The organism is Leptolyngbya subtilissima AS-A7 (genome assembly GCF_039962255.1).
In the GTDB taxonomy this organism is placed as follows: Bacteria; Cyanobacteriota; Cyanobacteriia; order Phormidesmidales; family Phormidesmidaceae; genus Nodosilinea.
In genome coordinates this window covers 922,646-948,692 of the sequence record NZ_JAMPKY010000001.1, presented here as the reverse complement: position 1 = coordinate 948,692, position 26,047 = coordinate 922,646, and the positions used below count along the sequence as shown (strand labels likewise).

Genomic DNA, 26,047 nt, shown 5'->3' with positions numbered 1-26,047 from the left:
GATGAGGTGACGATTAGTTCACGGTGGTTTGAAAGCGAATGAGCCCAACCTGGTTAGCGTTTACAGGGCCCACCGTTACCACCACAGCGCCGTTGTTTTGGTTAGCACCACAGACCGCAGGCAGGGCTGCCCCCGGCGGAAAGAAGGTGCCAGGGTCGCCATCGGCAGCGCTGGTGTAAGTGACTGCTGGCCCCGGCGGGCTAGAGGATGCGATCGCCTCAATGCCCAGGCCCGGCCCATAGCCATCGGGGTTAAAAGTCGTCCCTGCCGGAATCTGGTCGCATACCACTACGTCGGTGACGCCAACGGTATCGGTATTGGTTAAATAAATGGTGTACTCAATACCGTTACCAGTCTGCACGGGGGGGTCGGCAATGGTAATTTGCCCCTGGCCCAGGTTGTTGTTGCGCAGCAGGTCGATGGTGCTGCCGGTGCCCAAAACCTGGGTAAAGTCGGGCAGGTTGGCTGGCCCCAGCAAATCGGTGACCCGCTTCACCAGCGCGAAGGACCCGGTTCGCCGAATTAGACCGAAACCCCCAGCAATTAGGTCGAGACCGCCGACCGCATTATCCCCTGTGGTGTTAATAGGAAAAACAGTCGTGTCATTGAAATTGACCAGCTGTGCGCTTGACCCATTCACATCGACAGCAAATAGCGAATACCCAAAAATAGGATTTGCATTGTCAGGGGCCGTCACTAGAGAACTGATGGGAAAAAAGATGCCCCGCACCGGCTGAGACCCTACTAGGTGAGACGGCCTAAACCGCGGTGGCGTAGGATCGGCTAGATTGTCCCACCGCATTACAGCCGATGCTACCTGAACATCGTTACTGGCACCCCAGGTAGCGGTAGGAATATTAATTAAAGGGCCGTAGGCCGCTGGATTTCCTGCCCCATCTAAGGCTGTGATCGCCGCAATTTTGAAGGCATCGTTGCCGCCCCGCTCCAAGATCAAAAACCCTACATTTCCTTGGTCAGCAACGGGAACCAAAATGCCGGGAGTCGTGATGATGTAGTCAATTCTCTCGATGTTGTTGGCGGTCTCTTGGCCGTTATTCCCAGGAGCAACCTCCGGCACATTGTTAAAAACGTTGTCAATACCCCGGTTGATAATATTGCTCAGCATGGCCTCTTCAATGCCTCCAACCTCGCCGGGGGCTAAGGTTAGCGTGTTGGCGTTAGCAACCGTTTGCTCAAAGAAGAGCAGCTGACGGTTGGGCAGGCCGACACTGGTATTGCGACGAAACACGATCTGCTGGGCTAACCCTACTGGCGGGAGCAAATCTGTGGCAGGCTCAAACCGAGTGCCGGCAGCAATCACAGCATCAAGCACAACGTTGTTCTCAGCCCCAAAGGTGAGGTTAGTAACGGTCCCCGCTACGTTGCAGTTATTAAAGGAGTTGGGATCACAAGGCACGGTATAGGGCGTGCTGGGGAAGGAACCGACCACAGCAGGCTGCTCAGTGATGATCAACTGCTCAACCCCAACTGGAGGAGCAAGCTGAGCAAAGGCCGGGGCGGCCCCTCCAAACACAGTTGCTAGGACCAGCGCAACCCCGGCCATCAAGCCAGCCGAGCGCACAACCCAGGGCAAAAGCGTCACAGCGATCCTCGGTTGCATCTGGGGCTTAGCAAACTGTGGCATGACAAACATGGTTAAAGACGAATACGGCAATTGCGGGTCATCCATGGCTCGGGTTCTACTCAAGCTGGAGGTCGGCCTCTTGATTCAGGAAGATGATATCTAGACCTCGCACGTCGGTGAAGATAAACTCAACCCGGCGATCGCGGGCATAGTCTACGCGGCCGCTGCCCTGGCTGCGGCGCTGGGTTTCACCAAAGGGCACAATTCGCATGCGCTCTAGGGGCACCCCCTTGCGAATGAGGTACTCGCGGGCGGCCAAGGAGCGGCGCTCGCTGAGGGCCAGGTTGTAGGCATTGCTAGCACGGGGGTCGGTGTGGCCGTGCAGTTCCACCGTTAGGAAAGGATATTCCAGCAGGGCAGCGGCAATCTGGTCGAGCACCCCAGCGCTCTCGGCGCTGATGTTGGAGCGATCGAGGGCAAAGTGAACGTTGCGCGGAATTTCAAGGCGCAAGGGTTCCAGCGGCGGCGGTGGCTCAACGGGCGCAGGTGGCGGTGTGGGTGGATTACAGCTAGGCGGCTCTACTGGGGTGGCAGGCAGGTCAGGCTGGGTACCGTCGGCGGCGAGCACAGCCGCCACAGCGGCCGGTTCTGAGGTGCCCCACTCGGGGTCAGTGGCGATCGCGCTCACCCGCGTACCGGGAGGCAGCGCCAGACTGGCGCTAAAGGTGCCCTCAGGGCTGGTGGTCACCGTTCCCAACGGCTCAGTCAGCGGACTGTAGGGAAAGCCATCTTCCGTCACGCGGTACAGATCGACCTCGCTGCCGGGGTCGGCGGTGCCCGTGAGAGTGACCTCCGCTGCGCCGCTGGCAAAGCTGTAGGCGTCAAATTGAGGGGCGTTGATGGCGGCGTTGCCGGTCTCGCGGCGGCGGTGGTGCGAGTTGCGCGGCGGGTTTGGCCCATCCCCCTTCTGAAAGTCTTGTACCTCAGTGTTGCCCTGGGTGTTGAGGTCAATGGCCAGGCCATCTAGCTCCGCGTAACGGTTGCCGCGAATTTGGTTGCGGTGGCTGAGGGGGTAGGCCGTTACTGCCACCCCTGGCCCAGGCTGGTAGCCAATAAAGTTGTCGCTGAGCTGGTGGTCGCTGCCCATTAGATACACCGCCGCCCGCTCAAACCGCCGCCCGTTGTACTGAATGGCGTTGCCTGAGATTTGGGTGGCCCCCTCCGACTTAAACAAATAAATGCCGCTGCCGTCGTTGGCGCAGATCAAGTTGTCGGTAATAGCGCTGGCGGCGATGGTGCCCTCTAAGCGAATGGCGTCGGGCATGCCGGCCAGACCGTTGCCGATGATGGCGTTCTCGCTCACCTGCAAGCCATCGGCCCGAAAGCCCGTAATGATGGCGCTGCCGTCGTGGTTTTGAATACGGTTGTTGCGAACCGTGGTCTCCACGGCATTAAACACCGTCACCCCAAAGGCCGAAGGCACCGTGGGGAACTCCCCATCAGGGGGCAACCCCAGCCAGTTTTGCTCAATCACTACCCCGCGTGGAGCCAGGTCAGGCTGATCGAGACGAAATAGCTCTAGAGCCGGACTGAGGGGGCTAGCGTCCACCGGGGGCGCCAGGGCGCTGATAAAAATATCCGAAGGCGGCGTGGTCTGGGTGGCTCGCTCGCTGGTGCGAAATCCATACAAACTCAACCCCCGCACCGTCACCCCATCGGCGGCAATAGTCAGGCCGCGAGCCACCTCGCTGCCCTCTGCCACCGTCAAACTCACCACTGGCGCAGCCGGAAACTTAGGGTCGTAGGTGGCTTCGGCGTCATAGCCTGCCTGAGTGGTGCCGTCGATCACCAGCTCTGGGGCCACAATCTCAGGCAGTAGATCGACTAGCGCGATCGTGGTTTGCCCCGCCGACAGGTCAAAACCAATGCGCGATCCTTGGCCCACCGGTAAAGGCTGCACTAAGGCCTGCTCAGCCTCACTCAGTTGCTCAGGGATAAGGGTGCCATTGGCCAGCTCGATCGCCTCTCGCAGCGTCAGCCCTTGGTCGGGCTGCACCGGTCCATCCTCAGCGCTGGTTACCCGCATGCTGTAGGTCGCTATCGTTGACTGCCCCAAAGCCGGGGCGATCGCCAAGCCCACAGCTGGCAGGCCCAGAGCGATCGCACCATATCCGATCCACCACCGTTGATTCATTCCTCACCTCCTGGGGCAGTGCCCGTTGCATCGGCCTCGGGCCTGTCGATCAGGGCCGCCTCATCCACGTAAGACTCTTGCTGCTGAGGGGGCGACACCGGCTGCACCCCAAAGCGGTTAAACAGCTGATTCACCTTGGCGGTAATGCCAAAGTAGGGGCCGCTGGCCGACCGATAGCCACCGCCGCCCACAAAGGAGCCGTCGCTAGCCCCGCCAAAGCTGTAGCCCAGACCCAGCCGCACATCTGGAGTCAGGTAATAGCCCGCCTCCAGGGCAAAGCCGGTTTCGTTGTAGCCGACCACCGGCTGTCCTAGCCAGCGCACCTCGGCTCCCACATCCCAGCGGTAGGCAAAGCGATAGGTGGCCCGCGCCTGAGCTAGGTGAATGCTGTTCGAGAAGCCAATGTCCTGGGCGAGGTTGGCGGTGCTGTAGCGCAGGCCGTACTTGCCGTAAAACTCCCATCGGTAGTTGGGGGCGTAGATGCCCTCCAGCGATAGGGTGTGGTCTTGGGCCTCTGAGCTGACGCCCTGCAAGATGCTGTTGGGGGTGCTGCTGGGGTTGTTGCGAAACTCGTAGCTCAGCAGGCCGTTGAACTGGTCGCTCACTGGGTTGCGGTAGGCCAGCCCCAGCCGCAGGGTGCTCGAATCCCCCAGCTGATCGGTGATCGTCTGGTTGGCAAAATTGCCCATTTCAAAGCGGGCCAAGCCCGTGAGCGCATCGGTAATGCGCCCGGCGGCGGCGGCCCCCAGCACCAGATTGCTCGAACCCGGCGAATCGCGATACTCAATGCGTCCGCTGGCCTGCCAGTCAGGGTTGTCGGTGTACTCCAGCCCGACTGAGTACACGGTGGAGGCCTGGAGCCCGAGACCCGAAGCCCCTTGGCCCACGGCAAAGGGTTGGGCAAACTGCTGGCCCAATCCAGTGAGGTTGAAGGCATCCCCAAAGATACGCTCAAAACCAAAGGTGGCCCGCAGTCCAGGGGCCAGTGTCAGCCGGTGGTTCAAGCCAACCGCCCCCTGGCCAGTAATGCCGTTGTAGCCCCCCAACAGCGAGTAGCGGTTGGTCAGGGTGGTGTTGTCGTCGAGCTGGTAGTCAACAATGGTGTCGAGGCTGGTGATCGAACTCGGCCCCTGCACCCCCGACAAAAACTGCTGAGCCAACCGCAGGCTGACGCCGGGCTGCACGGCCCACTCTAGACCAACGGTATTGCGGGTCGGGTAGAGAGGGTCACCGGCACTCAGGTTGATCTCACTCTGGGCTAAAGCGCTCAAAGTGGCCGTCAGCGGCAGGTTGAGCCGCGACACCAGCTGGTTGGCGTCGGTGGAGAAGTTGGTCAGGCGGTCTTCGCGGGAGCGATTGACAAAATCTACTCCCAGAGTGGCGCTGCCGATCTGCTGCACAACACCGGCTCGAATTTCGGTGAGGGTGTTGTCGATGACCCCGCCCCGCACCGGGTTGAAGCCGGGCTGAAACAGCCCGATCGCAGTGGTTTGCACGGCTACGGCGTTGCCCACGTTGCGTTCTTGATCGACCAGGGCCCGCAGCTGAGTTTGCGCCCCTACCTGGGCCCGTACCTGAGCACCCCAGCGGGTCTGGCCGGGGCTAAAGCTGCTGGTAGCGGTGTTGTTAAACCCGCTGTCGGTAGAGCGGTAGTAGGCTTGGCCGGTGATGCCCTCAAAAGGGGTGGCGCTCAGCTCAACGCGATAGGCATTGCCTTGGTTGTTGGTCGCCCCGGTATTAAAGGAGGAGCGGGCATATTCGCCTGTCACCTGGCCCAGATCGCCCAGGGGCCACTGGAAGTCAAAGCCGTAAAGGGTAAAGTCTTGGGCTCCCTGGTTTTCGGTCAGCAGTGTGGCCCCGACTACGCCGCCGCTGTCGCCCTGGGGGCGGTACTGCAAGCGCCCCGCATAAAGACTGCCCCGCACCGAGGCGTCATCAACCTGGTAGGTGACGACAATACGTCGCACCAGGGTGGTGCCTAGGGGGTTGAGGTCGACGGCTCGCACCGGCTGGCGAAAGAGCAGGGTGCCGCGATCGTAGTCGATGTCGTAGTCGACGCCGCGATAGAGCGGAGTACGCTCCAGCACCGTGCCGGGGCGGTTAAATTCCTCGGCCTCGATGAACACGTTCTCACTGCCTCGCAGCACCAGTCGCCGCGACAGGAAGTAGTAGCCGCTGGTACCGTCGGGAGCGATGGTGTCGCGCTGGAATGGCCGCACGTTGTCGCCATACATGGCGGTCAGCTGAAGGCCGTTGCCAAAGGTGTAGTTGCCTTTAAAGCCGTGCAGCTCGCGCACGGTGGCGGTGAACTGCTGCGACTCTCCAGCAAACTCCTGGGTGCTGTAGTCGCCCCACATGAAGTAGTCGGGGTCAGCGTCGGGGGCGAGGGAGTCGCGCTGAAAGCGCAGGTACAGGCTATCGATTGACTCGGTGAGAAAGTCAGTGGTGGAGCTGTCACCGTAGACGGGGTAGGTCTGGTCGCAGGCCTGCACATCGCGGTAGAGGCTATTGCCGTCGCAGCGATCGTTGAGGCCCCGGGTGTTGTTGTAAGCCCCGGTAAACGACCAATCGCCCAGAGCACCTGTCGCAAACAGCCCAGTGGTAAAGCTCACCTCAACGTCTTGGTTGAGGGAGTCGGTACTGAGAAAGTCTCTGAAGCTGCCCAGCAGATTGGTGCCGCCCCGGCCGATGCGGAAGTCGACCACCCCAGAAATAATGGTGGGGCGCAGGTCGGTGACGAAGCTGACCTGCGTGGTGGCCTCTAGGGCGGGGTAGTCCTGGCGCAGCGTGGGGTCAAGCTCGCGCAGGGTGCGCGAATCGACCATGGCCTGCACGGTAACGGACTGGGCATCGAGGGTCGATCGCAGCCGTGCCTCAAACAGACCCTGTCGAGCCAGAACCTGAAACCCGCTGCGATCGCTGTCGTAGTCGGCTCCAACAAATTCGCCGGCGCTACTGGTTAAAGTAACCACCACATTGTCATCGAGGGGCCCGCCCTCAGCGGCGGTGACAGCGCCTACTAAAGTCAGAGCTGATCGCCCGTTAGCGGGTATTTGAATGTCGCGCTCGGGTTCGACGGTAATGCTGTAAGCCGCCACCTCGGGCTGAGGCACAACAGGCCGCAGCGGCTGAGTGGGGGGCGGGTTGAGCGGTAGCTGGTCGCCGCCAAATTGAAACTCAAACAGCTCAGAGTTTTCACTGCGATTAGCTAAGGGCACCCCACCCTCTCCAGGCACGGGGGACTCAGGCACAGCAGACAGATCGCCTGAGGGGAGGACGGTGGCGGCGGCGATCGCCGCCGTTGAATCTGCCCAAGGCTGTGCAGCTGTAGTCGCAACAACGGCCTCAGAGTTCGTCGATGGCGACTCTGGCAGAGGTAGCTCTAGCGTTTCAATGGCGGCGGCAGATTCGGTCGTAGGTTCAACGATGGATTGCACCGCTGCACTTGGGCCACCGGAGAGTTCCAGATCCGCTGCCGTACTCAGATCTTCAGGGGCGGCATGGCCGGGCAGCAACATTCCGAATGAGCCAGCCAGAGTTGTCAACAGGCCCAACCCCAGCGAACGAGAAGACAGAGGCATCATGACTGCTCCTCCCCAAAGGTTGGTGTAACAGCAAAGTTCATCCGGCCCAACCCACCCGGCGACAACCGCACAAAGCGGGAGGCGCTGTTTTCTTCAATGCGGTACAGGTTGGGAGCTAAGGTGTAGCCCGGTAGGCTGTAGAGATCTAGCGTGCCAACCCGGTAGCCCGGCAGCACGTTGGCCAGTGAGAACAACCCGTCAGGGTCGGTCAAAATGCGGTTGCCATCGTCCATAAAGATGACGGCGTTGGGTACTCCATCCTCTCCGGGCTGCTGCTGACCGTCGAAGTTTTTATCAACAAACACCCGACCCAGAATGGTGCCACAGTCGGCCAGAATGCCGGGACGAATGGTCATCTGGTAAGCGGCAGTTACCGGTGTAAAGCCGGGGGCCGAGGCCTGAGCGATGTTCCGCCCGTTGCCGCGCACGGCGTCAGGGGTCAGCAAGACTCCATAGGCTACAGACACCGACTCCCCAGGGCCTAAGGAGGCAAAGGTCAGGGTTAAGCTGCTGTCGGTGGCCACTACTTGGGTTGGCTGCTGCGGAGTCGCCTCCACTGAGTTGGGCACGTAGAGCAGGCCTAGGGGCAACTGGTCAGTAATGGTGAGGGGCGTGGCCGGCTGGGTCGTCGAGAGGTTGGTAACCAGCAGTCGATAGATCGCCACGTCGCCGGGCTCAGCAGCGGCACGGTCAGCAGTTTTAGTAATTTGCAGCAGCGGTAGCTCCGGGCCTGGTGGCGGGCCTGGCGGCGTCAGGGTGCTGACCTCTGTCTGGTTAGAGACGGTAGTAGCCGGCCCGTTGGGACCCACAAACTGAGCTGAAGCTTGGTTGACAAAAATTTGGCTCTGAGCCTGCGCCACCGTCGAGGGTGGCACCGCATGGCTTAGGAAATAGCTTAAAACCAGGGCTAGCCAGAACAGCAGCCCCCGGTACAGTCGTCGCTGATTACGTCTCACACCACCCCTCTGAGACTACTCGTCACACCACTGGCATTCCTCTAGGTCGCCCCGAGAAAAACCTCTTATCACCCCTGGATGGTTAAGCGGCCCATGTCAACAGTCGAAAGACTTACTTCCGCCGCTAAACTCGACAAATCATACCAAGGGCATCCGTGAATTCCACAAACTTTCTGTAAAGATTCTTAAATGGGTCCGGATTTGCCTTGGCTCGATGCTCAATCCCTGATGCTAAAAATTCAGGCAGACATCAAAAATGCTCCGCCATAAATTTGAGATAGAACGTAGCACAGCGGTTATATGAAATTTGTAAGGCACACTCCCGCAAGTTTGCCAGTAGGGTGAGCCAGCCGCTTTTAAGGCTGTAACCTAGAAGCTTTAAAACCCCAAGTGTTCTAGAGATTTAGTCCGCTGCGATCGCCGCCTCAGCCCTCTAGCCCTAACCCTATGAATTCCATTGGTCGCATTGCCCAGATCAACGCTTCGCCCGGCGGGGTGCCCAAACTGCCGGTGCCCGCTGGTGAAGTGACTATGGCTGGTCTGGAGGGCGATCGCCAGCGCAATCTCAAATTTCACGGCGGCCCCGATCGCGCCCTCTGCCTCTGGTCTCTAGAAGTCATTGAACGACTTCAGCAGGAGGGGCATCCCATCGCTCCCGGCAGCGTCGGCGAAAACCTCACCCTGTCTGGCTTAGACTGGGCCCGCCTGGCTCCAGGCAGTCAGCTCTGTCTGGGCGACCAGGTGCGGCTTGAAATTACCGACTATGCCACTCCTTGCCGCACCATCATGAGGTGGTTTAGCGATCGCCGCTTTAGCCGCATCAGCCACAAGCACCACCCTGGCAGCAGCCGGCTGTACGCACGAGTGCTCCAAGAGGGATGGGTGAGAACGGGCAATCGCGCTTTTGTGCCGGTAGCGGGCGCGTGACCTAAAACCGCAAACCAGCTTTCCCTTTACAATCGTCGAAGAAGCACTATGATTTGGGGTAAGCGGGGTGCTCAAGAAGCTCTGCGCCCAAGCCCTTCAGCTTTACAGTTAGGTGAGTGGACAATGGCCATAACAATGCCAGCGCTATCAAACGATTTTTTAGTGGCGGCGGGAGCGTACGCCGGTATTGCTGGGGTCTACCTGGTGGTAATTCCCCTAGCGCTGATTTTCTACGCGCGGCAGCGCTGGTACATCGCCGGATCGATCGAACGCACGCTGCTATACGGGCTGGTGTTTGTCTTTTTCCCCGGCATGCTGCTGTTTAGCCCTTTCCTAAATTTTCGTGCTCAGCCCCGCAACCTCAAGGCTTAGGGGGTTATGCGACGAATTGACGTAATCGCCATTGGCATTGGCATATTCCTGGCCGGGGGCGGGCTGTTTCTGGGCTTTCGGCTGTTTGGCCTAGACGGGATCAATGCCGGCATTTGGAGCCAGGTCGTGATGGTGGGCGGCTTAGTGGCCTGGTTGGCCAGCTATCTGCTACGGGTGGTTACCCACAACATGACCCTCAACCAGCAGATGGAAGACTATGAGTCGGCAGTGTTGCAGCAACGCCTTGACGAGCTCAGCCCCGAACAGCTAGCCGCTTTACAAGACAAGCTCGGTGAGAGCGACAAGGAGTAGGGCGTCATCCATGTTTCTCAAGGGGTAGACCTGTGGAAGCCTCAAACCCTGAACCTTAAATCCCCAACCATAGACGTAGTGCCCCTCTTGCCCTAGAGTGCTCTATTGGGCGATTTGCTCAACCTCTTTGGCCCAGCTTCTTTGCATTAAGTCTTCGGTACCCTGCCATGGCTCTTGTTTCCGATCGCTTCCGTGACCTGCGAGCGCGGGGCGAATGCGCCCTGATTCCCTTTATTACCGCTGGCGATCCTGACCTCGGCACCACCGCTGCGGCCCTGCGGGTGCTCGACCAAAATGGAGCTGACTTCATCGAGTTGGGGGTACCCTACTCCGACCCCTTAGCTGACGGGCCGGTGATTCAGGCGGCGGCCACCCGCGCCCTGGACCATGGTGTAACCCTCGATGCCGTTCTTGGTATGGTGAAAGCGCTGCAGCCGCCGTTGCAGGCACCGCTAATTTTGTTTACCTACTACAACCCCATTCTCAACCGAGGCATTGACCAGTTTATGGCCGATCTAGCGGCAGCTGGGGTTGCGGGCCTAGTAGTACCTGACCTACCCCTCGAAGAGGTCGATGCGCTGCTAGCTGGGGCTGCTGCCGCCAATATTGACGTCACGCTGCTGGTGGCCCCAACCTCGCCACCCGAGCGCATTCAGGCGATCGCCGCCCAGGCCCAGGGATTTGTTTACTTGGTCAGCGTCACCGGGGTCACCGGCATCCGCAGTGAGCTACAAAGCCGCGTCAAAGACCTGATTGACAGCCTCAAACAATCCACCGACAAGCCTGTAGGCGTAGGCTTCGGTGTCTCTGACCCCGATCAGGCCCAGCAGCTCAAGGCCTGGGGAGCCGATGGCGTGATTGTGGGCAGCGCCTTTGTCAAACGTTTGGCCGCTGACACCCCTGAAGTTGCCCTGCAAACCATTGCCGACTTTTGCCAAAGCCTCAAGGCTGCCCTAGCTTAGGCACCTGGGCGACGATTTTTGCCGCAGATGGGAGTCAGGGCACTGGGGTGCAAGGTATAGGGTGTAGGGTTTCGAAGTTGGCCTTAGACCTTAAACCCTATACCTTTTCCCATATCTACTCCAACCGCCACCTTTGGCCATGGCTGGCCTGTAGGTAGGGCACAGCCTTTGCGGCTGGCTGGGGGTAGCCAAACAGGTAACCCTGCATCTCGGTACAGCCCAGTTCATAGAGACACAGGGTTTGGTCGGCGGTCTCAACCCCCTCGGCCACCAGGTTGAGGGAAAGTCCCTTGGCCATGGCAATAATCGCATTGACCATGGCCTGGTCAACCGAACTGTGGGTAAGGTCTTTGACAAAGGCGCGATCGATCTTGATGCCATCGAGGGGAAACTGCTTCAGGTGGCTTAGACAGGAGTAGCCGGTGCCAAAGTCATCCATCGAGATTTTGACGCCGAGCTGACGCAGGTCGCGCAGCCGCTCAATGGAGGCTGCCATATCGGCCATAGCCGCCGTTTCAGTAATTTCTAGCTCTAGGTAAGTAGGGGGCAAGCCGGTTTCATTAAGCACAGCGGTGACCACATTGACCAAATTGGGGTGCTGAAGCTGCCGGGCCGATAGGTTGACCGCCAGATTGACCAAGGGTAGCCCCGTCCGGTGCCAGGCCATCACCTGGGTACAAGCTGTTCGCATCACCCACTCGCCAATGGGCACAATCAGCCCATTTTCCTCTGCCAGGGGGATAAATTGGTTGGGAGCCACCAGCCCCAGGGTAGGGTGCTGCCACCGCAGCAGGGCCTCCATCTGCACCACGACCCCGCTGACAACATTCACCTGGGGTTGGTAGTAAAGCACAAATTCGTCGCGGCCCAGGGCGTGATGCAGGTAGGTTTCTAGCTTTAGGCGCTGGGCGGCCTCGGTGCTGAGGCTCTGGGTGTAGAACTGATAGTTGTTGCGACCTTGCTGCTTGGCCCGATACATGGCGGCATCAGCGTTTTGCAGCAGGGTGGTCATGTCCTGGCCGTCTTGGGGAAATAGGGCAATGCCAAGGCTGGCGGTGACATGTAGCTCGTGGTTTTGCAGCAAAAAGGGTGGAGTGAGCTGGTCGGCAATGCGCCGGGCCACTTTGGCAGCGTCGCTGGCGGTAGCCAGGTTAGGCAAAATCAGCGTAAACTCGTCGCCTCCCCAGCGGGCCACAATGTCTTCTGCCCGCAGGGCGGCGCTGATCCGCTGGGTAACCTGCTGCAACAGCAGATCGCCGACAGCGTGGCTGAGGGTGTCATTGATGGTTTTGAAGTGGTCGAGATCGAGAAAGATGACGGCGAGCATCTGCTCGTTCTGGCTGGTGCGAGCGATCGCCTGGGGCAAGTGCTGGTCAAAAAAGGTTCGGTTGGGCAGCCCGGTGAGGGCGTCGTGGTAGACCTGGTAGCACATCTGAGCTTCGGTCTGCTGACGCTTGAGGGCAGCTCCCAAGCTCGCCGCCACGGCCACCAAAATTGACTCGTCGCTGGCGCTCCACTCCCACTCCTGCTGACAGGCATCAAAGCCGATGTAGCCCCACAGGCGGGCATCAATGAAAATGGGCACCATCAAAATCGACAAAATGCCGTCTCTGAGCAATACTTCCTGCTCGGCAGAGGGCATGTGGCGGGTCAAGGCACAGATCGATTGGCCCTGCTGCAAAAGGGTGAGCCAGCGTTCTAGGCCCAGGGCGCGGTAGCTCTGGTCTTGCCAGTGGGGCTGATCAATGCCCGGGGCCGTGGTGGGGGTGGTCCATTCGTAGCGCAGGGTCATGGCCGGTTCCCCCGTGATCGAATGGGGATGGTGGGTATAGACGTAGGCGCGATCGGCGGTGGCCGCATCCCCCAGGCGGGCCAGCACCTGAGGAATGGCCTGGTTCATGTCGGTGGTGGTGAGCAGGCACTGGCTGGCCTCGGCCACCCCTTGCAGCAGGCGATCGCGGCGCAAAATAGCCGCCTCTCCCCGCTTGCGATCGGTAATATCTTCGACGGTGCCCTCGTAGCCGATTAGCTGGTTGCGATCGTCATAGATCGACCGCGCCGACTCCGCAATCCAGACGACGGCCCCGTCTTTGCGGTAGACCTCAGACTCAAATCCCAGCACCGCTCCACCAGCCTGAATCAGCTCGGTAAATTCCTGGCGGCGACCAGGCTGCACGTAGAGCTGCTGATTGATGTCCACTAGGGTATGCATCAAATCCTGGGGCGACTCGTAACCGTAAAGCCTAGCCAGCATCGGGTTTACGGTCAGATACTGCCCCTCGGGCGTGCTTTGAAACATGCCCTCGACAGCATTTTCAAACATGCTGCGATATTTGAGCTCTGCCTGCTTCAGCGACAGTTCGGTTTGGCGACGCTCCAAGGCCAGGGCTAGATCAGCGGTCACCACCTGGAGGAGGTCAATGTCGGCCTCGGCCCAGGGGCGTGGGGCAATGCAGTTGCTAAACCCCATTACCCCTTGCAGACGATTTTGCAGGGTTAAAGGCAGCAGCAAAATCGACTTCACATTGCCCGGCGGGCTGCTCAGTAGCTGGCGCTGGAGGTCAGAAAAGTCTGATTCTACCTGGTTGATGGTCTGCTGCTGCCGCAGCTGGGTGTGCCAATCGGTAAATATAGGGTCTAAGGGCAAGGTTTGAAACAGGGGGTCGCCAGCGGTGGGCCCGACGCCCGGCGCTGACCACTCTACCCGCTGGCGCAGGAAAAAGGGAGCGCCCTGGCTCCCTTGCAGCTCGTAGTAATAGACCCGGCTAGCGCCCGCTAGTTCGCCTAGGGCCGCAAAAATCGCCAAAATCGAGGGCTCTTGCCAATCCCACTGCCAGGCCAGCAGCAGACGCTGAATTTCGGCTAGGGTGGCTAGGGTCTGTTCTCGGCGCTGCAGAGCCTGCTGGGAGGCAACCTGGGCGGTGACATCCTCAAAGGTGCAGAGCACTCCCATGACGGTGCCGTCAGCATCGCGCATAGGCAGGCGGCTACAGTCGACCCAGCCCTGATGGCCATCGGGGTAGGTCTGAGGCTCAATGGCTTGGAGATCGGCAATGCCTTGGGTCATTACTAGGCGATCGCGGGCAGCTCGATAGTCAGCTTCCTCCACATTTAGGTAGGGCAGAGCGGTGTCGGTGCTCCCCACAATCTCGGCCGGCGACGACAGCCCCATGGCAGTTGCAAAGGCCTGATTGCAGCCCAAATAGCGTCCCTGGCTGTCCTTCCAAAACAGGGGTTGGGGAATGCTGTCTAGCACCAGCTCCAGCAGATCCTCGCGCGCTTTTAGGGCCTGCTCCGCCTGGCGCAGGGCCGCCTCTGACTGTTTCAGCGGGGTGATGTCGGTAATAAACCCCTCAATGCCGTTGACCTGACCCTGGCCATCGACAATGGGCGATCCTTTCTCCCAAACCCATTTCTCCTCGCCGCTGCGGGTATGGATGCGGTACTCCACTTCATAGGCCTGGTCTAAATCGACCGCCTGCTGAATTTTCGTCAACACTCGGGGAAGATCGGCAGCGTGGGTAATGGTGTTGTACGACGTTGGGTAGTCTGGGTTGAGCAGCTCTTCGGGCTGGTATCCGGTCAGGGCATAACAGCCAGCACTGAGGTAGCGCATTGACCAGCCAGCATCGCCATCGGCCTGAAACACAATGCCTGGCATCACATCAATCAACTGCTGGGGAGCCGCTGTGCCTGGAAGCAGCGCCAGAAAAGCGGTCTGACCATCCTTGTGAGAGTAATTCAGCAGTGCCAGGGTAAGCCAGTAGAGAGTAGGGTTGGAGGCGGAAAAGCCGACCGATGGAAGAGAAACTACGGAGTTAACGCGATGGATCTCGGGGTCGTGCATAGGTCATTGGCTTGGCTTGGCGGTTTTAGTGCCCGTGGCAGTGGTCTCAATATGCCCAAAGTCGCGCTTAAGAATGCTGCTCAACTATACTGCACGCGCCAGTTTGGCCATCGCAGGTCAGAACTAACTGCTTTTGCTCAATCGGGGGCCGGACTGGGCGATCGCCTGCATTAGGCTCACCACCGCCTGGGCCGGTGGCTGGGTTAGCACCTCTGGGCAAAGCACTAGGGATAGCCCTAGGGCGGCGGCGTCCTGCTCAGCCAGGGGCATCAGGGCAATCAGGGGCAGGCGGGCCAGGTCTGGATGGCGGGCCAGAGCCTGTAGGTAGGCAGTAGCGACCGGTACCTCCCCGTCTAAAATGACTGCCTTGAGTTGCCAGACCCGGCTGAGCAGGCTGGCCTGTTGCAGATCGTCTACCTCCAACAGGCGACAGTGGTAGCGCTGTAGCCAGGTGTGCACCAGAGGAGGCAGCGCGCTGCCTTCTCCCGACGGGTGCAGCAGGAGCATAGTCAGCCCGTCCGGCAGGGGCAGCGATACCGATGGCGCCAGGCACATTTGATCTAGGGTAAACCGCAACCGTTGAGTCAGGGTTTCAAGATATAGCGTCTTTGGCATCGTGGCTTCGGTGGCAGCGATCGCCGCCATCCCTGGAGCCGACCGCAGGGCTACTGCCTTGGGGATCTCCAAGCGCTGCAGCAGAGCCATCTGAGCCACCGGATCAACCGGGGCATCGGCCAGTCCTTCCCAATGGATCAGCGTACAGCAGGGAGCCAGGCGAGTTTGCATAGCCGCTAGGGTTTGACAGCAGGAGGCCACCGCTAAGCGATAGGGGCTGCTCCGCAGATTGCCGTAGACCTGGTCAATTACGGCTTGGCTGGCGCTGGCCAGCAGTACTAGCGTGGTTTCGCCCTCGTGGGGTTTCCCTAGCTGAGGCAGCAGCAGCGTAATGCGACTACCCCAGCTAGGGGCACTCAGGCCGCTGAGTTCACCGCCCTGAAGCTGAGTAAACCGACGGGCCAGGGCAAGCCCTAACCCTTCTAGCGACAGAGGGATAGGCTGAGCGAAGCCTGAGGCGACCGTTGTTCCCAGGGGTGGGCCAGGGTCAACAATGAAGGTTGAACTCCATAGGGTGATTCCTAGCCATGATCCCCACGGCTCAATGATCAGCCCGCCAGGAGTAGCGCCGTAGGCAATTAGGTAACCCAGGCCGTAGTGAAGACTCTGGCGCAAGCGCAGGAGATCGGCCTGCACCCAACCCTCTGCGATCGCCAGATTCACCGTAAAGTCATCGGCCCAGGCGGCCGCTCCCCCGCTGCCCTCGGGCTGGGCGCTCAAAAAATTGGGCAGCAACTCATTGGCTAGGGGTTGAAGATCTACCCGCTGGGGCAGCAGACTAAGCTGGCCAGACTCTAGCCGCATCCAGTCGAGCAGCAGGTTGATCATGCCCGTGAGCTTGCGAATGGCCTGTCGCATCAGGCTGACGTAGCGAAACTGGCGATCGCTGAGCAACCCCACCCGACTGTCGAGCAGCAGGGTCGATAGGCCTAGCAGAGTGGTCATTGGGGTCTTTAGGGCATGGCTGAGTTCCAGCACCCAAGCCTGCGGTTCTAGCCCCAACGTCGGCGCGGTGGGGCGATCGCCGACCGTCCCGCCGATCTCCGGTTCGGGCTCGGCCAGCCAGGGCATGAGTTTAACGGGGTTGAGCACTCCCAGGTACTGACCGTCGGTGCTGGTGCCCACCCAAACAGCAGCGGTTGCTTCCAGGGCCAGGGCTCTGAGCCGGTTGCTGGTGGCGCGATCGCCCCAATCACTAGCCATTATTTCAACCACGGGTTTTAGCCAAGCTTGGCAGTCAGCCAGCTGTAGAGCAGCGGTCTCCCTCGATCCAGCTAACGGTGAAGTGCCCTGGCTGATGGCCCACAGCTGCCCAACGGCGATCGCCCCCACAGGCTGCTGCTCGTCGTTGACCACAATGATATGGCTGGGAGTTGCTGCCCCCGGCTGCCCTAGGTCATCGGCAATCTTGCCCAGGGGAGTCGTTAAACCGTAGGCCGGAACAGGGCTCAAAACATGGTCGAGGGGCGGCAGCGCCATAGGCGTATTCCCCGAAGGGTTTGCTTCCAGGTTTAGGGGGTAGGCTGTATTCTGGCAACCACCCTTTACAATTGACAATATCCTGATACCTTTCAGGCCGGTGTAGTACGTTCTGGCCCAGATGGGTTCTGGCTGTTTTGCCTTGAACGTCGTTCCTGGCATTTTCCTATCCCGCTTACCCCTGTCACCCCTTGGTTGCTCCCCTTCAAATCTGTATCCTGACCCATGGTGATCAGGCCAAACCAGGTCCCGAACTGAATCTGGATCCTAGCCGTTATGTAGTGCATCAAACGGCTGTGCTCGGCGACGTCTTAGACTGGCTACGGAGTCGTCCAGATCTACCCGATTGCTTAGTGGTCGATAACGAGGTTTGGCAACGGGCTCTGCGTCCGGCGCTGATCCAGCTTGGCCTGATGCTGCCGGTGGTGGTGCTGATTGGTGCGCCTAACTCCACCGCTGAACCGCTGCCAGAGACCAACGCAGTCCCCCTTACCGGCACTGAACCCTACCCCGGAGCCCTAGTGCATCGCGCTGTCGATGCCCTGCCCCAGCTTGACCAGGTGATTCAGGATGCCATCCAAGGATTTTTACAACTACCCAACCCTAAGGCTCCACCGCCAACCGCCGCTGACAAAGCTGACGGTTTCTCCAATAGCCTGAGCGCTCAGCAACATCGCCTGACAGAAAAACTTAAAGCCCGGTTAGGATATCTAGGAGTCTATTACAAGCGCAGTCCCGGCTCTTTTTTGCGCCACATGAGCCCCGATGACCGCGCGGCGTTTCTGGGTCAGCTCAAGACCGACTACCGCACTATTGTCTTGGGCTATTTCGCCAAGGATGCGAAAATCAACCTCAACCAGCTGATCGACGACTTTGTCGATCAGGCGTTCATGGCCGATATATCCGTGGCTCAGATCGTTGAAATTCATATGGAGCTGATGGATCACTTCTCAAAACAGCTCAAACTAGAGGGGCGCAGTGAAGAGATCTTGCTAGACTACCGCCTCACCCTGATCGACGTCATTGCCCACCTGTGCGAAATGTACCGACGATCGATCCCCCGTGAACCCTAGGGCGATCGCGGTCCTTGACCTAAAAACTCTCGATACAATCATGCTTGTTCCTGCTTAGCCCAGAGGGTTCTATGAGCTCCATCAAAAAGACTTACATCCTTAAGCTTTACGTCGCGGGCAATACTCCCAACTCTATTCGCGCCCTCAAGACCCTCAACAACATTCTTGAAGAAGAGTTTCAGGGCGTCTATGCCCTCAAGGTGATCGACGTGCTGAAAAATCCTCAGCTAGCCGAGGAAGACAAAATCTTGGCGACCCCCACCCTAGCCAAAATTCTGCCACCTCCAGTGCGCAAAATTATTGGTGACCTGTCGGACCGCGAGCGCGTGCTGATTGGCCTCGACCTGCTCTACGATGAGCTGCGCGAAGACGATATCTACGGCTAGCGACTCCGGCTCCAGTGAGCAAGTCCCCGATGGCTGGCAAGGGACGTCTGACGTCTGGGGACAGCTGGCTTAAATCCGGTTGGGCAGCCGGTTCGGGGTATGCTTAATCCTCAAGATGTCCTGTAGTTTATTAAGGGCGGCCCGCTGCCCATGACCTTAGCGATCTCCCATGACAGATTCTGACCAAACCGATTTGCAGCCATCCTCCCACCCTCCAGGCGTGCGTAAAATTCGCACCCTCATTGAAGGCTTCGATGACATCAGCCACGGGGGCATGCCAGCGGGGCGATCGACCCTGGTAAGCGGCACCTCGGGGACCGGTAAGACGCTGTTCGCGGTGCAGTTTATCTATAACGGCATCACGGAGTTTGACGAACCGGGAGTGTTTGTCACCTTCGAAGAATCTCCCGAAGACATCATTCAAAACGCCTACAGCTTTGGCTGGGACTTGCAGCGCTTAGTGGACGACGGCAAGCTGTTTATTCTCGACGCCTCCCCCGACCCCGAGGGCCAGGACGTGGTGGGCAACTTTGACCTATCGGCGCTAATTGAACGTATTCAGTACGCCATCCGTAAATACAAGGCGCGGCGGGTCTCCATCGACTCGGTGACGGCGGTATTTCAGCAGTACGATGCCGCCTCGGTGGTGCGGCGCGAAATCTTCCGCCTGGTGGCCCGCTTAAAGCTGATGGGCGTAACCACGGTGATGACCACCGAGCGCCTGGATGAGTACGGCCCGGTAGCCCGCTTTGGGGTCGAGGAGTTTGTCTCAGACAACGTGGTGATTGTGCGCAACGCCCTAGAGGGGGAGCGCCGCCGCCGCACCATCGAAATTCTCAAGCTGCGGGGCACCACCCACATGAAGGGAGAGTACCCGTTCACGATTACCAACGGCGGCGTCAATATCTTCCCGCTGGGGGCAATGCAGCTAACCCAGCGATCGTCTAACGCGCGGGTGTCGTCGGGGGTGCCGACGTTAGACGAAATGTGCGGCGGTGGTTTCTTCAAAGACTCGATCATTTTGGCGACCGGAGCCACGGGCACGGGCAAGACCCTGCTGGTCAGCAAGTTCCTGGTGGATGGCTGCAAGAGTGGCGAGCGGGCGATCTTGTTTGCTTACGAAGAGTCGCGCGCCCAGCTCTCCCGCAACGCCTACTCCTGGGGGGTCGACTTTGAGGCCATGGAGGAGCAGGGGCTGCTGAAGATCATCTGCGCTTACCCCGAGTCGGCGGGTTTAGAAGACCACCTGCAAATCATCAAGACCGAGATCTCCCAGTTCAAGCCCTCGCGGGTGGCGATCGACTCGCTGTCGGCCCTCGATCGCGGCGTCAGCAACAACTCTTTTCGGCAGTTTGTGATTGGCGTGACGGGCTTTGCTAAGCAGGAGGAGATCACGGGCTTCTTCACCAACACCACTGAGCAGTTTATGGGGCTGCACTCGATTACCGAGTCGCACATTTCCACCATTACCGACACGATTTTGATGCTGCAATACGTGGAGGTGCGGGGCGAGCTGTCGCGGGCGATCAACGTGTTTAAGATGCGCGGCTCGTGGCACGACAAGGGCATTCGCGAGTACACGATCAACAACCAGGGGCCAGATATCAAAGACTCCTTCCGCAACCTGGAGCGGATTATCAGCGGTTCGCCCACTCGGATCGCGGTGGATGAGAAGAGTGAGCTATCGCGGATTATTCAAGGGGTTCAGGGAGATTCTGAGCTGTAGGCTACCTTGCCCAGGACATAGGTGGCGGTGACGGCGCGATCGCCCCCCATAATCACTAGCGAAAACAGCAGATCTGCCATTGCCTCCAAGGTTCCAGGAATCCCGGACTGGTTCCGCAGCGCCAGCAATGGCGTAGCTTGAGGGTCGAGCACCACAAAGTCGGCCTCCTTGCCGGGGTCAAAGCTGCCCAGCTTGTCTTCCAGACACAGCGCCCTGGCTCCACCCAGGGTGGCGAGAAACAGTGCCTTAAAGGCCGAAAGCTTTTGCCCCCGCAGCTGGGCCACCTTGTAGGCCTCGTTAGTGGTTTGCAGCATTGAAAAGCTGGTGCCCGCGCCCACGTCGGTGCCTAGGCCTAATTTGACCGGATGCGCGGGATTTTTAGCCTGCTCGATGCGAAATAGGCCGCTGCCAAGAAACAGGTTAGAGGTGGGACAGAAGGAAATCGCCGCCTTGGCTTCAGAGAGCCGCCGAAACTCGGCATCGGTGAGCTGCACGCCGTGGGCAAACAGCGATCGCTCTCGCACCAGCCCCGTCTGATCGTAGACATCCAGATACCCCTGATACTGGGGAAACATCTCCTGAATCCAGGCCACCTCACTAACATTTTCTGACAGGTGGGTATGCAGGTAGACATCGGGAAATTCATCGAGCAGCTGGGCCGCCAGCTTCAGCTGGGCTTCGCTAGAGGTAGCCGCGAACCGAGGGGTGACGGCGTAGAGCAATCGCCCCCGGTTATGCCATTTCTCAATCAGCGCCTTCGACTCATCGTAGGAGGACTGGGCCGTATCACTGAGATAGTCGGGGGCGTTGCGATCCATCATCACCTTGCCACTGATCATGCGCAGGTGTCGGTCCTCGGCAGCCTCAAAAAACGCATCCACCGATTGGGGAAATACGGCCGCAAATACCAGGGCTGTAGTAGTGCCATTTTTCAACAGCTCGTCGAGAAACAGCTCGGCTACAGAGCGAGCATAGGCGGGGTCAGCAAACTTGCCTTCGGTCGGGAAGGTGTAGCGATTTAGCCACTCCAGCAGCTGCTCGCCGTAGGCGGCCATCATGCCCGTTTGGGGGTAGTGAATGTGGGTGTCGATGAAACCGGGGGTAATCAGCTTGCCGGTGTAGTCGCTGATGGGGATGTCGCCTAGGGTGGGAGACACCTCCTCATAAGAACCTAGGGCCGCAATGTGCCCATCCTGCACCACGAGCAGCCCATCAGGGATATAGCGCACAGCCTGAGCTTCAGGTTCGTAAAAGGGATCGGCTATGCAGTCTAACAGCGCTCCACGAATGGCCACCGTCCCGCCGGTAGCTGGTGTTGCCGGTGTTTGCCCCATAGCCTTCTGCACCCGTAATTGTTCCGCAGGCCACTATAGCACCCCAATTTAGAGCGCTAAGCATACGGGGTTACCGCCACTGCTGACCATTTTGAGCGGCCTAGTGGGCTGCATCCACGAGCTGTTTAAAGCGAGGGTGGTGGCGCATAGTATCGAAGTGGGCGTCAATTTGCACCATCACTCGATACATGTAGGGGCTGAGAACAAAGGTGCGGTAGAGGTTTTTGAGGGTTTGCTCTAGGTCGCCGGCCATGGCGTAGGCACGGGCCTTACCATACCAGGCATTGGGGTTGTGGGTCTGGTGACTGAGGGAGATGTCAAAACTCTGAATGGCCTCGCCATAGCGCCCCATTTGAATCAGCACTGTACCCTGCTGGTTCCAAATGTAGTGGGCGTCGGGCTTTTGGCCCAGGGCCTGGTGCAGCGCCTGAAGGGCATCTTCGTAACGGTGCAGGCCGCAGAGCGCGACCCCCTGGTTATAGCGAGCCCGGTGGTCTTGGGGGCTGAGTTTGAGGCTGTGCCCAAAGCTGATGACGGCATCGCGGTAGCGGCGCAGCTGGTTTTGGGCAGTACCGAGGTTGTACCAGGCTTTGTTGTCGCCGGGGCTGAGCTTGACCGCTCGCTCTAAATGGGTAACCGCTTCTTCAAAGTGGCTGAGCCTAGCCAGGGCGTGCCCCTTGCCGTGCCAGGCCAAGCCGTAGTCGGGGTTGCAGGCGATCGCCTGGTTAAAGCTTTCGATTGAGGCCTCAAACTGCTTTAGGGCGGCCAAACAAAAGCCGTGCAGAGTCCACACCTCATAGTCCTTGTCATCAAGGGTGAGCACGGCCTGAAACCGCGACAGAGCCTCGCTATGACGACCGATAGCGTAGAGGGCATCCCCCTGACCTCGGAGGAGCTTTGCACGAGTGAGCTTAGGTAGGGTGGCGTCAGATCCAGCAGACATTCATTAACAGGCACCGTTTAAGGCGCTGGGTGGTAGACCTATCCCCAAGCTTGCCCATTTCCTCAAGGCGATCGCTAAGGTCAGCAGGGTGGCCCCACATCAGCTTTACATCCATCAAGAAACGGTCAATTCAGCGCCGCTCGCAAGGATGCTTTGTATCTTACGCTACTTGTGGCGCACATAGTCATAGAGGTCGATGTAGGCCTGAGCCGGATGATTCCACGAAAAGTCGTAGGCCATACCCTGCTGAGCAATTTGCTTGAAAATTGCGGGCTCCTGGTTCCAAACATCGAAGGCGCGGTTCATCGCCGACTCGAGTGCCACAGTGTCATTTTGGAAGAAGACAAAGCCGTTGCGCTCCTCCGGACCGTGCAGGGTGTCATAGTCCCAGTCAAAGACAGTGTTCACCAGGCCGCCCACGCCGCGCACAATGGGCACGGTGCCGTACCGCAGACCAATCATCTGGGTGAGACCGCAGGGCTCAAAGTTGCTGGGCACCACAATCATGTCGGCCCCAGCGTAGATCAGGTGGGCCAGCTCCTCATTAAAGCTCAGCTCCAGGTGCACGTCGGGGTTGTCGTTGAGGAAGGTCTTTTCGTGCCAGAACCAGTCGTTAATACTCTTCTCGGTGGCCGAGCCCAGCAGCACAAACTGTGCCCCCCGCTCTAGGGCGTAGTACATAGCGTGGTGGACGAGATGGACGCCCTTTTGATCATCCAAACGGCCAATGAAGGCCACCAGAGGTTTGTCGCTCTGGCTCAGCAGTAGGCGATCGCGCAGTTCCTTCTTATTCAGCGCCTTATCTTCAAAGGTTGTCAGCCCGTAGTGATGGGGAATGTAGGCATCGCTCTCCGGATTCCACACCTCCGGGTCAATGCCGTTGAGAATGCCCGAGAACTTGTGCTGATTGGTGTGCAGAGTGTGTCCCAAACCAAAGCCCTGGTCGGTGTGCTGAGCCTCCCAGGCGTGGTAGGGCGACACCGTGTTGACGTGGTTGGCGTAGGTAATGCCCCCCTTCATAAAGTTGATTGCAAAGGGGTTAAAGTCGTCGCGCAGTCGGTAGGGCTGAAAATAGTAGTCGGGCCGGTTGAGGCCTGTAGCTGCCAGAATCTCGTTGCCGCCAAAGCCTTGGTGCTTGAAGTTGTGGATGGTGTACAGCGTGCGCTGAAACTCCATGCCGTTGTATTTATAAATTTCAAACAGCATCACCGGAATCAGCCCAGTCTGCCAGTCGTGGCAGTGAATCACATCGGGGCGCTTGTTGCTGCGCAGCAAAAACTCCATCGCCGCTTTGCTAAAAAAGGCAAACCGCATGGGGTCGTCATCGCAGCCGTAGTAGCAGCCCCGGTTAAAGAACATCTCCCACGACTTGGGCTCAATAAAGAAGCACAGCCGCCCGTGTACCCAGCCGCAGAGCACATCGCAGCGAATGTCGGTACCGTACCAGGGCACGATCAGGTCGCGGTAGGCCTCGTGCAGCCCCCAGATGTGGTCGTACCGCATGCAGTCGTACTTAGGCAGAACGATCTCGACGCAGTGGCCTCGGTTTTCTAGCTCACGGCTAAGGCCGTAAACCACGTCGCCCAGCCCCCCGGCTTTAATAACTGGGGCACATTCCGAAGCAATCTGCACGATATACATAGGGCCTTTCCGTCATAAAACTTCATTTTTAATGCCCCTATTCAATCAGGATGTTGGGGCATAGGCAAGCGTCTGAGGATAGGGAGTAGGGGTAGGCGAGTAGGGAGTAGGGGGTAGGCGAGTAGGGATTGGGGAATATGCACTTGGGCGATCAACCCATTCATTCGCCTATCTACCCATCCACCCCTCACCCCTCACCCCCCTCCCCCTGTATCTGCTGTAAAGCCTGCCAGCGGGTTTCTAGTTCCTCGCGTTCGCGTTTCAGGCTGCGCTCTAGTTCTTGAATTTCGTCGCGGCGGGCGGCGGTTTCGAGGGCGCGGCGATCGACTTCCTGACTTTTGAGGGTTAGCGACTGCCGCCACCGTTCGGCCCGCTCAATCTCTTGCTCTAGGGCTTCAGGGGTGACCCCATAGGCTAGATAGTGCTCGACTAGGCCCAGCACCCAGGGGGTGGCGTCTTGCACCGCTACGATCTGATTGAGGTTGTCGAGGTCTACCAGCACCAGATTTCCTTCTTGAAAGGCGAGGAGGCGGGTGGTTTCGACAATACGTTCTGAGGGCAGCAGCGTCCAGGTCGATTCAGAGGTCTGTTCGGCCAGCAGCAGAAGTTCTGCACCGCCCAGGAATGCTTTTTTTTGAACCTTCGCCAGGTATTGCATTAGCTGTTGACTCTATTACCCCTATGGCACGAGTATACCCGGTGAACTCTTGATTTCAGAGCAGTGTCGTGGCAGAGCCATTAAGCGATCGCCTGCTCTAACCGTGAGAATACGGACATATACTCTCCTATGTGCACAACTCCTGATGAAGAAACTAGGTTATCCCGCCGATGCCGCCCCTTTGGCCGCTCAGTAAAATCGAGGTACTATACAAAGCGTTATAGTTTTCGGGGGTAACACTCAAATTGTGTTATACATTCCCCCGAATAGCCACGGTTCGACCAATCAGAGTGCGTTACCATGTCAAACCTTGAGCAGACCATCGAACGAATGTTTGCAGCCCGTCGCCTAACCCGAAACGACCAACAGCAACTGATGGCCATGTTTTCTCAGCGCGATCTAAGCCCCAATGATGCTGCCTTGATCAATCGGGTTTATGAAGCGCTTAGCCAGGGGAGACTGCGGGTCGTCGACTAACTTTTTAGTGTTTAGGGCGTTGGCGATATCTGAGTTAGATGACTCAGATGTCGCCAATGCTAGCCAACCTGCAACCAGCACTGATGCACCGCCACTGACACACTGGCACTTTCATCAAAGCCTTAGCAATTTTGCCTTAGCCCCTCAGGAAGCCCGTCATTGGGCCTCAGGCTGCCTCAGTTCATAAAAGGGGCTTTTTTATGGGCTACGGGATTATCAGACGGTGCCGCCGCTGTCTGTTAGATCGAAATTGGGCCAGGGCCAGATTCGGGGTAAGATCTCCACGACGTTAACTACTGTAAAGTCATGTCAGACACGCCGGATGCTTCCCCTGAGAAGCCCAAGAAAAAGATTATTACCGTAGGAGTTAAAGAAGACGGCGGCGGTGGCGGCGAGGATCGCCCTAGGGGTCAGGGTAAGCGCTCGGGCGGTGGCGGTAGAGGTCGCGATCGCGACGATCGCGATCGCAAGCCCTCGGTCCCTCCCGCTCTCATGCGTGGTCCTAAACCCAAGCCTAAGGTTGAGGCTGTTGAGGAGCCTGAAGCAGCGCCGGAAGAAACGGTAGCAGATGACGTTGAAGCAGACACCGTTGCCGCTGCTGAAGGTGACGCTGCTGAAGCTGTGGCAGATAGCCCTGCTGACGCTGAGCCCGACGCCGAAGTATCGCCGGCCTAGTTAGCGACAAGGGACAACTTGCAGACCCCGGTAGTTTAGTCTGCCGGGGTTTCTGCTAACTCTAAAAACTGGCTGTCGACAAGAAAAGACCCTTTGTCGAATTTGATGCCCCAGTAGCCACCAGGGCGACGGTTGAGAATCACCCCTTCGGCCCCTAGGGGAATCGTATCGGCAGGCCGCAGCATGGGCATCGGGTCGGCGGTTTTGAAATATGGGGGCAGGGCGGCGAGGCGGACGCGATCGCCGACGGCAAATTCAGATGTCATAGCCACCTCTGGGTCAACATAGAGTTAAATGCCTC

Annotated in this window: 20 protein-coding genes; 9 read left to right on the top strand and 11 right to left on the bottom strand. The window is 58.8% G+C overall.

Annotated elements, in window-relative coordinates; all coding sequences use genetic code 11:
• Positions 1-13 precede the first annotated feature (13 nt).
• The 4 genes from NC979_RS04265 to NC979_RS04250 all read right to left on the bottom strand — a co-directional run bounded on the left by NC979_RS04265 (position 14) and on the right by NC979_RS04250 (position 8,319).
• The gene (locus NC979_RS04265; RefSeq protein ID WP_190524152.1) at positions 14-1,603 is read right to left on the bottom strand and encodes a hypothetical protein; all 1,590 of its coding nucleotides are present in this window, start codon (positions 1,601-1,603) and stop codon (positions 14-16) included.
• Between the two features lie 97 nt (positions 1,604-1,700).
• Positions 1,701-3,779: an OmpA family protein gene (locus NC979_RS04260; RefSeq protein ID WP_190524149.1), complete on the bottom strand. Its 2,079-nt coding sequence runs from the start codon at positions 3,777-3,779 to the stop codon at positions 1,701-1,703.
• Positions 3,776-7,360 carry a TonB-dependent receptor gene (locus tag NC979_RS04255; RefSeq protein WP_190524558.1) on the bottom strand — a complete coding sequence of 1,195 codons (3,585 nt, stop codon included), beginning with the start codon at positions 7,358-7,360 and terminating at the stop codon, positions 3,776-3,778. The genes NC979_RS04260 and NC979_RS04255 overlap by 4 nt, the downstream gene beginning before the upstream one ends.
• Positions 7,360-8,319, bottom strand: a complete 960-nt coding sequence (locus tag NC979_RS04250; RefSeq protein ID WP_347403984.1) for a hypothetical protein — start codon at positions 8,317-8,319, stop codon at positions 7,360-7,362. The genes NC979_RS04255 and NC979_RS04250 overlap by 1 nt, the downstream gene beginning before the upstream one ends.
• 447 nt (positions 8,320-8,766) lie before the next feature.
• Between NC979_RS04250 and NC979_RS04245 the strand changes: the two genes are divergently transcribed.
• From NC979_RS04245 to trpA, 4 genes are all read left to right on the top strand, one after another.
• Positions 8,767-9,246 (top strand): MOSC domain-containing protein, encoded by a 480-nt coding sequence (locus NC979_RS04245; protein ID WP_190524144.1) that lies wholly within the window; start codon positions 8,767-8,769, stop codon positions 9,244-9,246.
• 123 nt (positions 9,247-9,369) lie between these two features.
• Complete coding sequence (gene ndhL, locus NC979_RS04240; RefSeq protein ID WP_190524140.1) at positions 9,370-9,618, top strand: NAD(P)H-quinone oxidoreductase subunit L; 249 nt, start codon at positions 9,370-9,372, stop codon at positions 9,616-9,618.
• A gap of 6 nt (positions 9,619-9,624) precedes the next feature.
• Positions 9,625-9,930, top strand: a complete 306-nt coding sequence (locus NC979_RS04235; RefSeq protein ID WP_190524138.1) for a DUF3007 family protein — start codon at positions 9,625-9,627, stop codon at positions 9,928-9,930.
• A gap of 167 nt (positions 9,931-10,097) precedes the next feature.
• Complete coding sequence (gene trpA, locus NC979_RS04230; RefSeq protein WP_190524135.1) at positions 10,098-10,892, top strand: tryptophan synthase subunit alpha; 795 nt, start codon at positions 10,098-10,100, stop codon at positions 10,890-10,892.
• A 115-nt stretch (positions 10,893-11,007) separates the two neighbouring features.
• On the opposite strand, the gene NC979_RS04225 is transcribed toward trpA, so the two are convergent.
• Both NC979_RS04225 and NC979_RS04220 read right to left on the bottom strand, forming a co-directional pair.
• Positions 11,008-14,739, bottom strand: a complete 3,732-nt coding sequence (locus NC979_RS04225) for a bifunctional diguanylate cyclase/phosphodiesterase (RefSeq protein WP_190524132.1) — start codon at positions 14,737-14,739, stop codon at positions 11,008-11,010.
• A 123-nt stretch (positions 14,740-14,862) separates the two neighbouring features.
• Entirely contained in the window at positions 14,863-16,833 is a 1,971-nt protein-coding gene (locus tag NC979_RS04220) for a sensor histidine kinase (RefSeq protein ID WP_190524129.1), read from the bottom strand.
• A 191-nt stretch (positions 16,834-17,024) separates the two neighbouring features.
• On the opposite strand from NC979_RS04220, the gene NC979_RS04215 reads away from it, so the two are divergent.
• From NC979_RS04215 to kaiC, 3 genes are all read left to right on the top strand, one after another.
• Positions 17,025-17,906 (top strand): circadian clock protein KaiA, encoded by an 882-nt coding sequence (locus NC979_RS04215; RefSeq protein WP_242024196.1) that lies wholly within the window; start codon positions 17,025-17,027, stop codon positions 17,904-17,906.
• Positions 17,907-17,977: 71 nt separating this feature from the next.
• Positions 17,978-18,292, top strand: a complete 315-nt coding sequence (kaiB, locus tag NC979_RS04210; RefSeq protein ID WP_073609295.1) for a circadian clock protein KaiB — start codon at positions 17,978-17,980, stop codon at positions 18,290-18,292.
• Positions 18,293-18,461: 169 nt separating this feature from the next.
• The gene (gene kaiC / locus NC979_RS04205; protein ID WP_190524127.1) at positions 18,462-20,018 is read left to right on the top strand and encodes a circadian clock protein KaiC; all 1,557 of its coding nucleotides are present in this window, start codon (positions 18,462-18,464) and stop codon (positions 20,016-20,018) included.
• Here kaiC and guaD read toward each other — a convergent pair.
• The 4 genes from guaD to NC979_RS04185 form a co-directional block, all read right to left on the bottom strand.
• Positions 19,997-21,352 carry a guanine deaminase gene (gene guaD, locus NC979_RS04200; RefSeq protein ID WP_190524125.1) on the bottom strand — a complete coding sequence of 452 codons (1,356 nt, stop codon included), beginning with the start codon at positions 21,350-21,352 and terminating at the stop codon, positions 19,997-19,999. The two genes, kaiC and guaD, sit on opposite strands and share 22 nt — an antisense overlap.
• 100 nt (positions 21,353-21,452) lie before the next feature.
• A complete protein-coding gene (locus NC979_RS04195) occupies positions 21,453-22,295 on the bottom strand; it encodes a tetratricopeptide repeat protein (RefSeq protein WP_190524123.1) in 843 nt (280 codons plus the stop codon).
• Between the two features lie 165 nt (positions 22,296-22,460).
• Complete coding sequence (gene glgA / locus NC979_RS04190) at positions 22,461-23,936, bottom strand: glycogen synthase GlgA (protein ID WP_190524121.1); 1,476 nt, start codon at positions 23,934-23,936, stop codon at positions 22,461-22,463.
• A gap of 187 nt (positions 23,937-24,123) precedes the next feature.
• Entirely contained in the window at positions 24,124-24,594 is a 471-nt protein-coding gene (locus tag NC979_RS04185; RefSeq protein WP_190524120.1) for a hypothetical protein, read from the bottom strand.
• A 300-nt stretch (positions 24,595-24,894) separates the two neighbouring features.
• Here NC979_RS04185 and NC979_RS04180 point away from each other — a divergent pair, with 300 nt between their 5' ends.
• Positions 24,895-25,071 carry a hypothetical protein gene (locus NC979_RS04180; RefSeq protein ID WP_190524118.1) on the top strand — a complete coding sequence of 59 codons (177 nt, stop codon included), beginning with the start codon at positions 24,895-24,897 and terminating at the stop codon, positions 25,069-25,071.
• 306 nt (positions 25,072-25,377) lie between these two features.
• The gene (locus NC979_RS04175) at positions 25,378-25,746 is read left to right on the top strand and encodes a hypothetical protein (RefSeq protein WP_190524115.1); all 369 of its coding nucleotides are present in this window, start codon (positions 25,378-25,380) and stop codon (positions 25,744-25,746) included.
• Between the two features lie 35 nt (positions 25,747-25,781).
• Here the strand turns inward: NC979_RS04175 and sipA are convergent, their stop codons facing one another.
• Positions 25,782-26,012, bottom strand: a complete 231-nt coding sequence (gene sipA / locus NC979_RS04170) for a regulatory protein SipA (protein ID WP_073609289.1) — start codon at positions 26,010-26,012, stop codon at positions 25,782-25,784.
• Positions 26,013-26,047 lie beyond the last annotated feature (35 nt).

Excerpts from the sequence above, each read along its gene's own strand:
- NC979_RS04235 (WP_190524138.1), top strand. The coding sequence starts at position 9,625 with ATGCGACGAATTGACGTAATCGCCATTGGCATTGGCATATTCCTGGCC.
- kaiB (WP_073609295.1), top strand. The coding sequence starts at position 17,978 with ATGAGCTCCATCAAAAAGACTTACATCCTTAAGCTTTACGTCGCGGGC.
- guaD (WP_190524125.1), bottom strand. The coding sequence starts at position 21,352 with ATGGGGCAAACACCGGCAACACCAGCTACCGGCGGGACGGTGGCCATT.
- NC979_RS04195 (WP_190524123.1), bottom strand. The coding sequence starts at position 22,295 with ATGTCTGCTGGATCTGACGCCACCCTACCTAAGCTCACTCGTGCAAAG.
- NC979_RS04180 (WP_190524118.1), top strand. The coding sequence starts at position 24,895 with ATGTCAAACCTTGAGCAGACCATCGAACGAATGTTTGCAGCCCGTCGC.
- sipA (WP_073609289.1), bottom strand. The coding sequence starts at position 26,012 with ATGACATCTGAATTTGCCGTCGGCGATCGCGTCCGCCTCGCCGCCCTG.
- kaiC (WP_190524127.1), top strand. The coding sequence starts at position 18,462 with ATGACAGATTCTGACCAAACCGATTTGCAGCCATCCTCCCACCCTCCA.
- NC979_RS04245 (WP_190524144.1), top strand. The coding sequence starts at position 8,767 with ATGAATTCCATTGGTCGCATTGCCCAGATCAACGCTTCGCCCGGCGGG.
- NC979_RS04260 (WP_190524149.1), bottom strand. The coding sequence starts at position 3,779 with ATGAATCAACGGTGGTGGATCGGATATGGTGCGATCGCTCTGGGCCTG.
- NC979_RS04175 (WP_190524115.1), top strand. The coding sequence starts at position 25,378 with ATGTCAGACACGCCGGATGCTTCCCCTGAGAAGCCCAAGAAAAAGATT.
- NC979_RS04225 (WP_190524132.1), bottom strand. The coding sequence starts at position 14,739 with ATGCACGACCCCGAGATCCATCGCGTTAACTCCGTAGTTTCTCTTCCA.
- NC979_RS04220 (WP_190524129.1), bottom strand. The coding sequence starts at position 16,833 with ATGGCGCTGCCGCCCCTCGACCATGTTTTGAGCCCTGTTCCGGCCTAC.
- glgA (WP_190524121.1), bottom strand. The coding sequence starts at position 23,936 with ATGTATATCGTGCAGATTGCTTCGGAATGTGCCCCAGTTATTAAAGCC.
- trpA (WP_190524135.1), top strand. The coding sequence starts at position 10,098 with ATGGCTCTTGTTTCCGATCGCTTCCGTGACCTGCGAGCGCGGGGCGAA.
- ndhL (WP_190524140.1), top strand. The coding sequence starts at position 9,370 with ATGGCCATAACAATGCCAGCGCTATCAAACGATTTTTTAGTGGCGGCG.
- NC979_RS04255 (WP_190524558.1), bottom strand. The coding sequence starts at position 7,360 with ATGCCTCTGTCTTCTCGTTCGCTGGGGTTGGGCCTGTTGACAACTCTG.
- NC979_RS04185 (WP_190524120.1), bottom strand. The coding sequence starts at position 24,594 with ATGCAATACCTGGCGAAGGTTCAAAAAAAAGCATTCCTGGGCGGTGCA.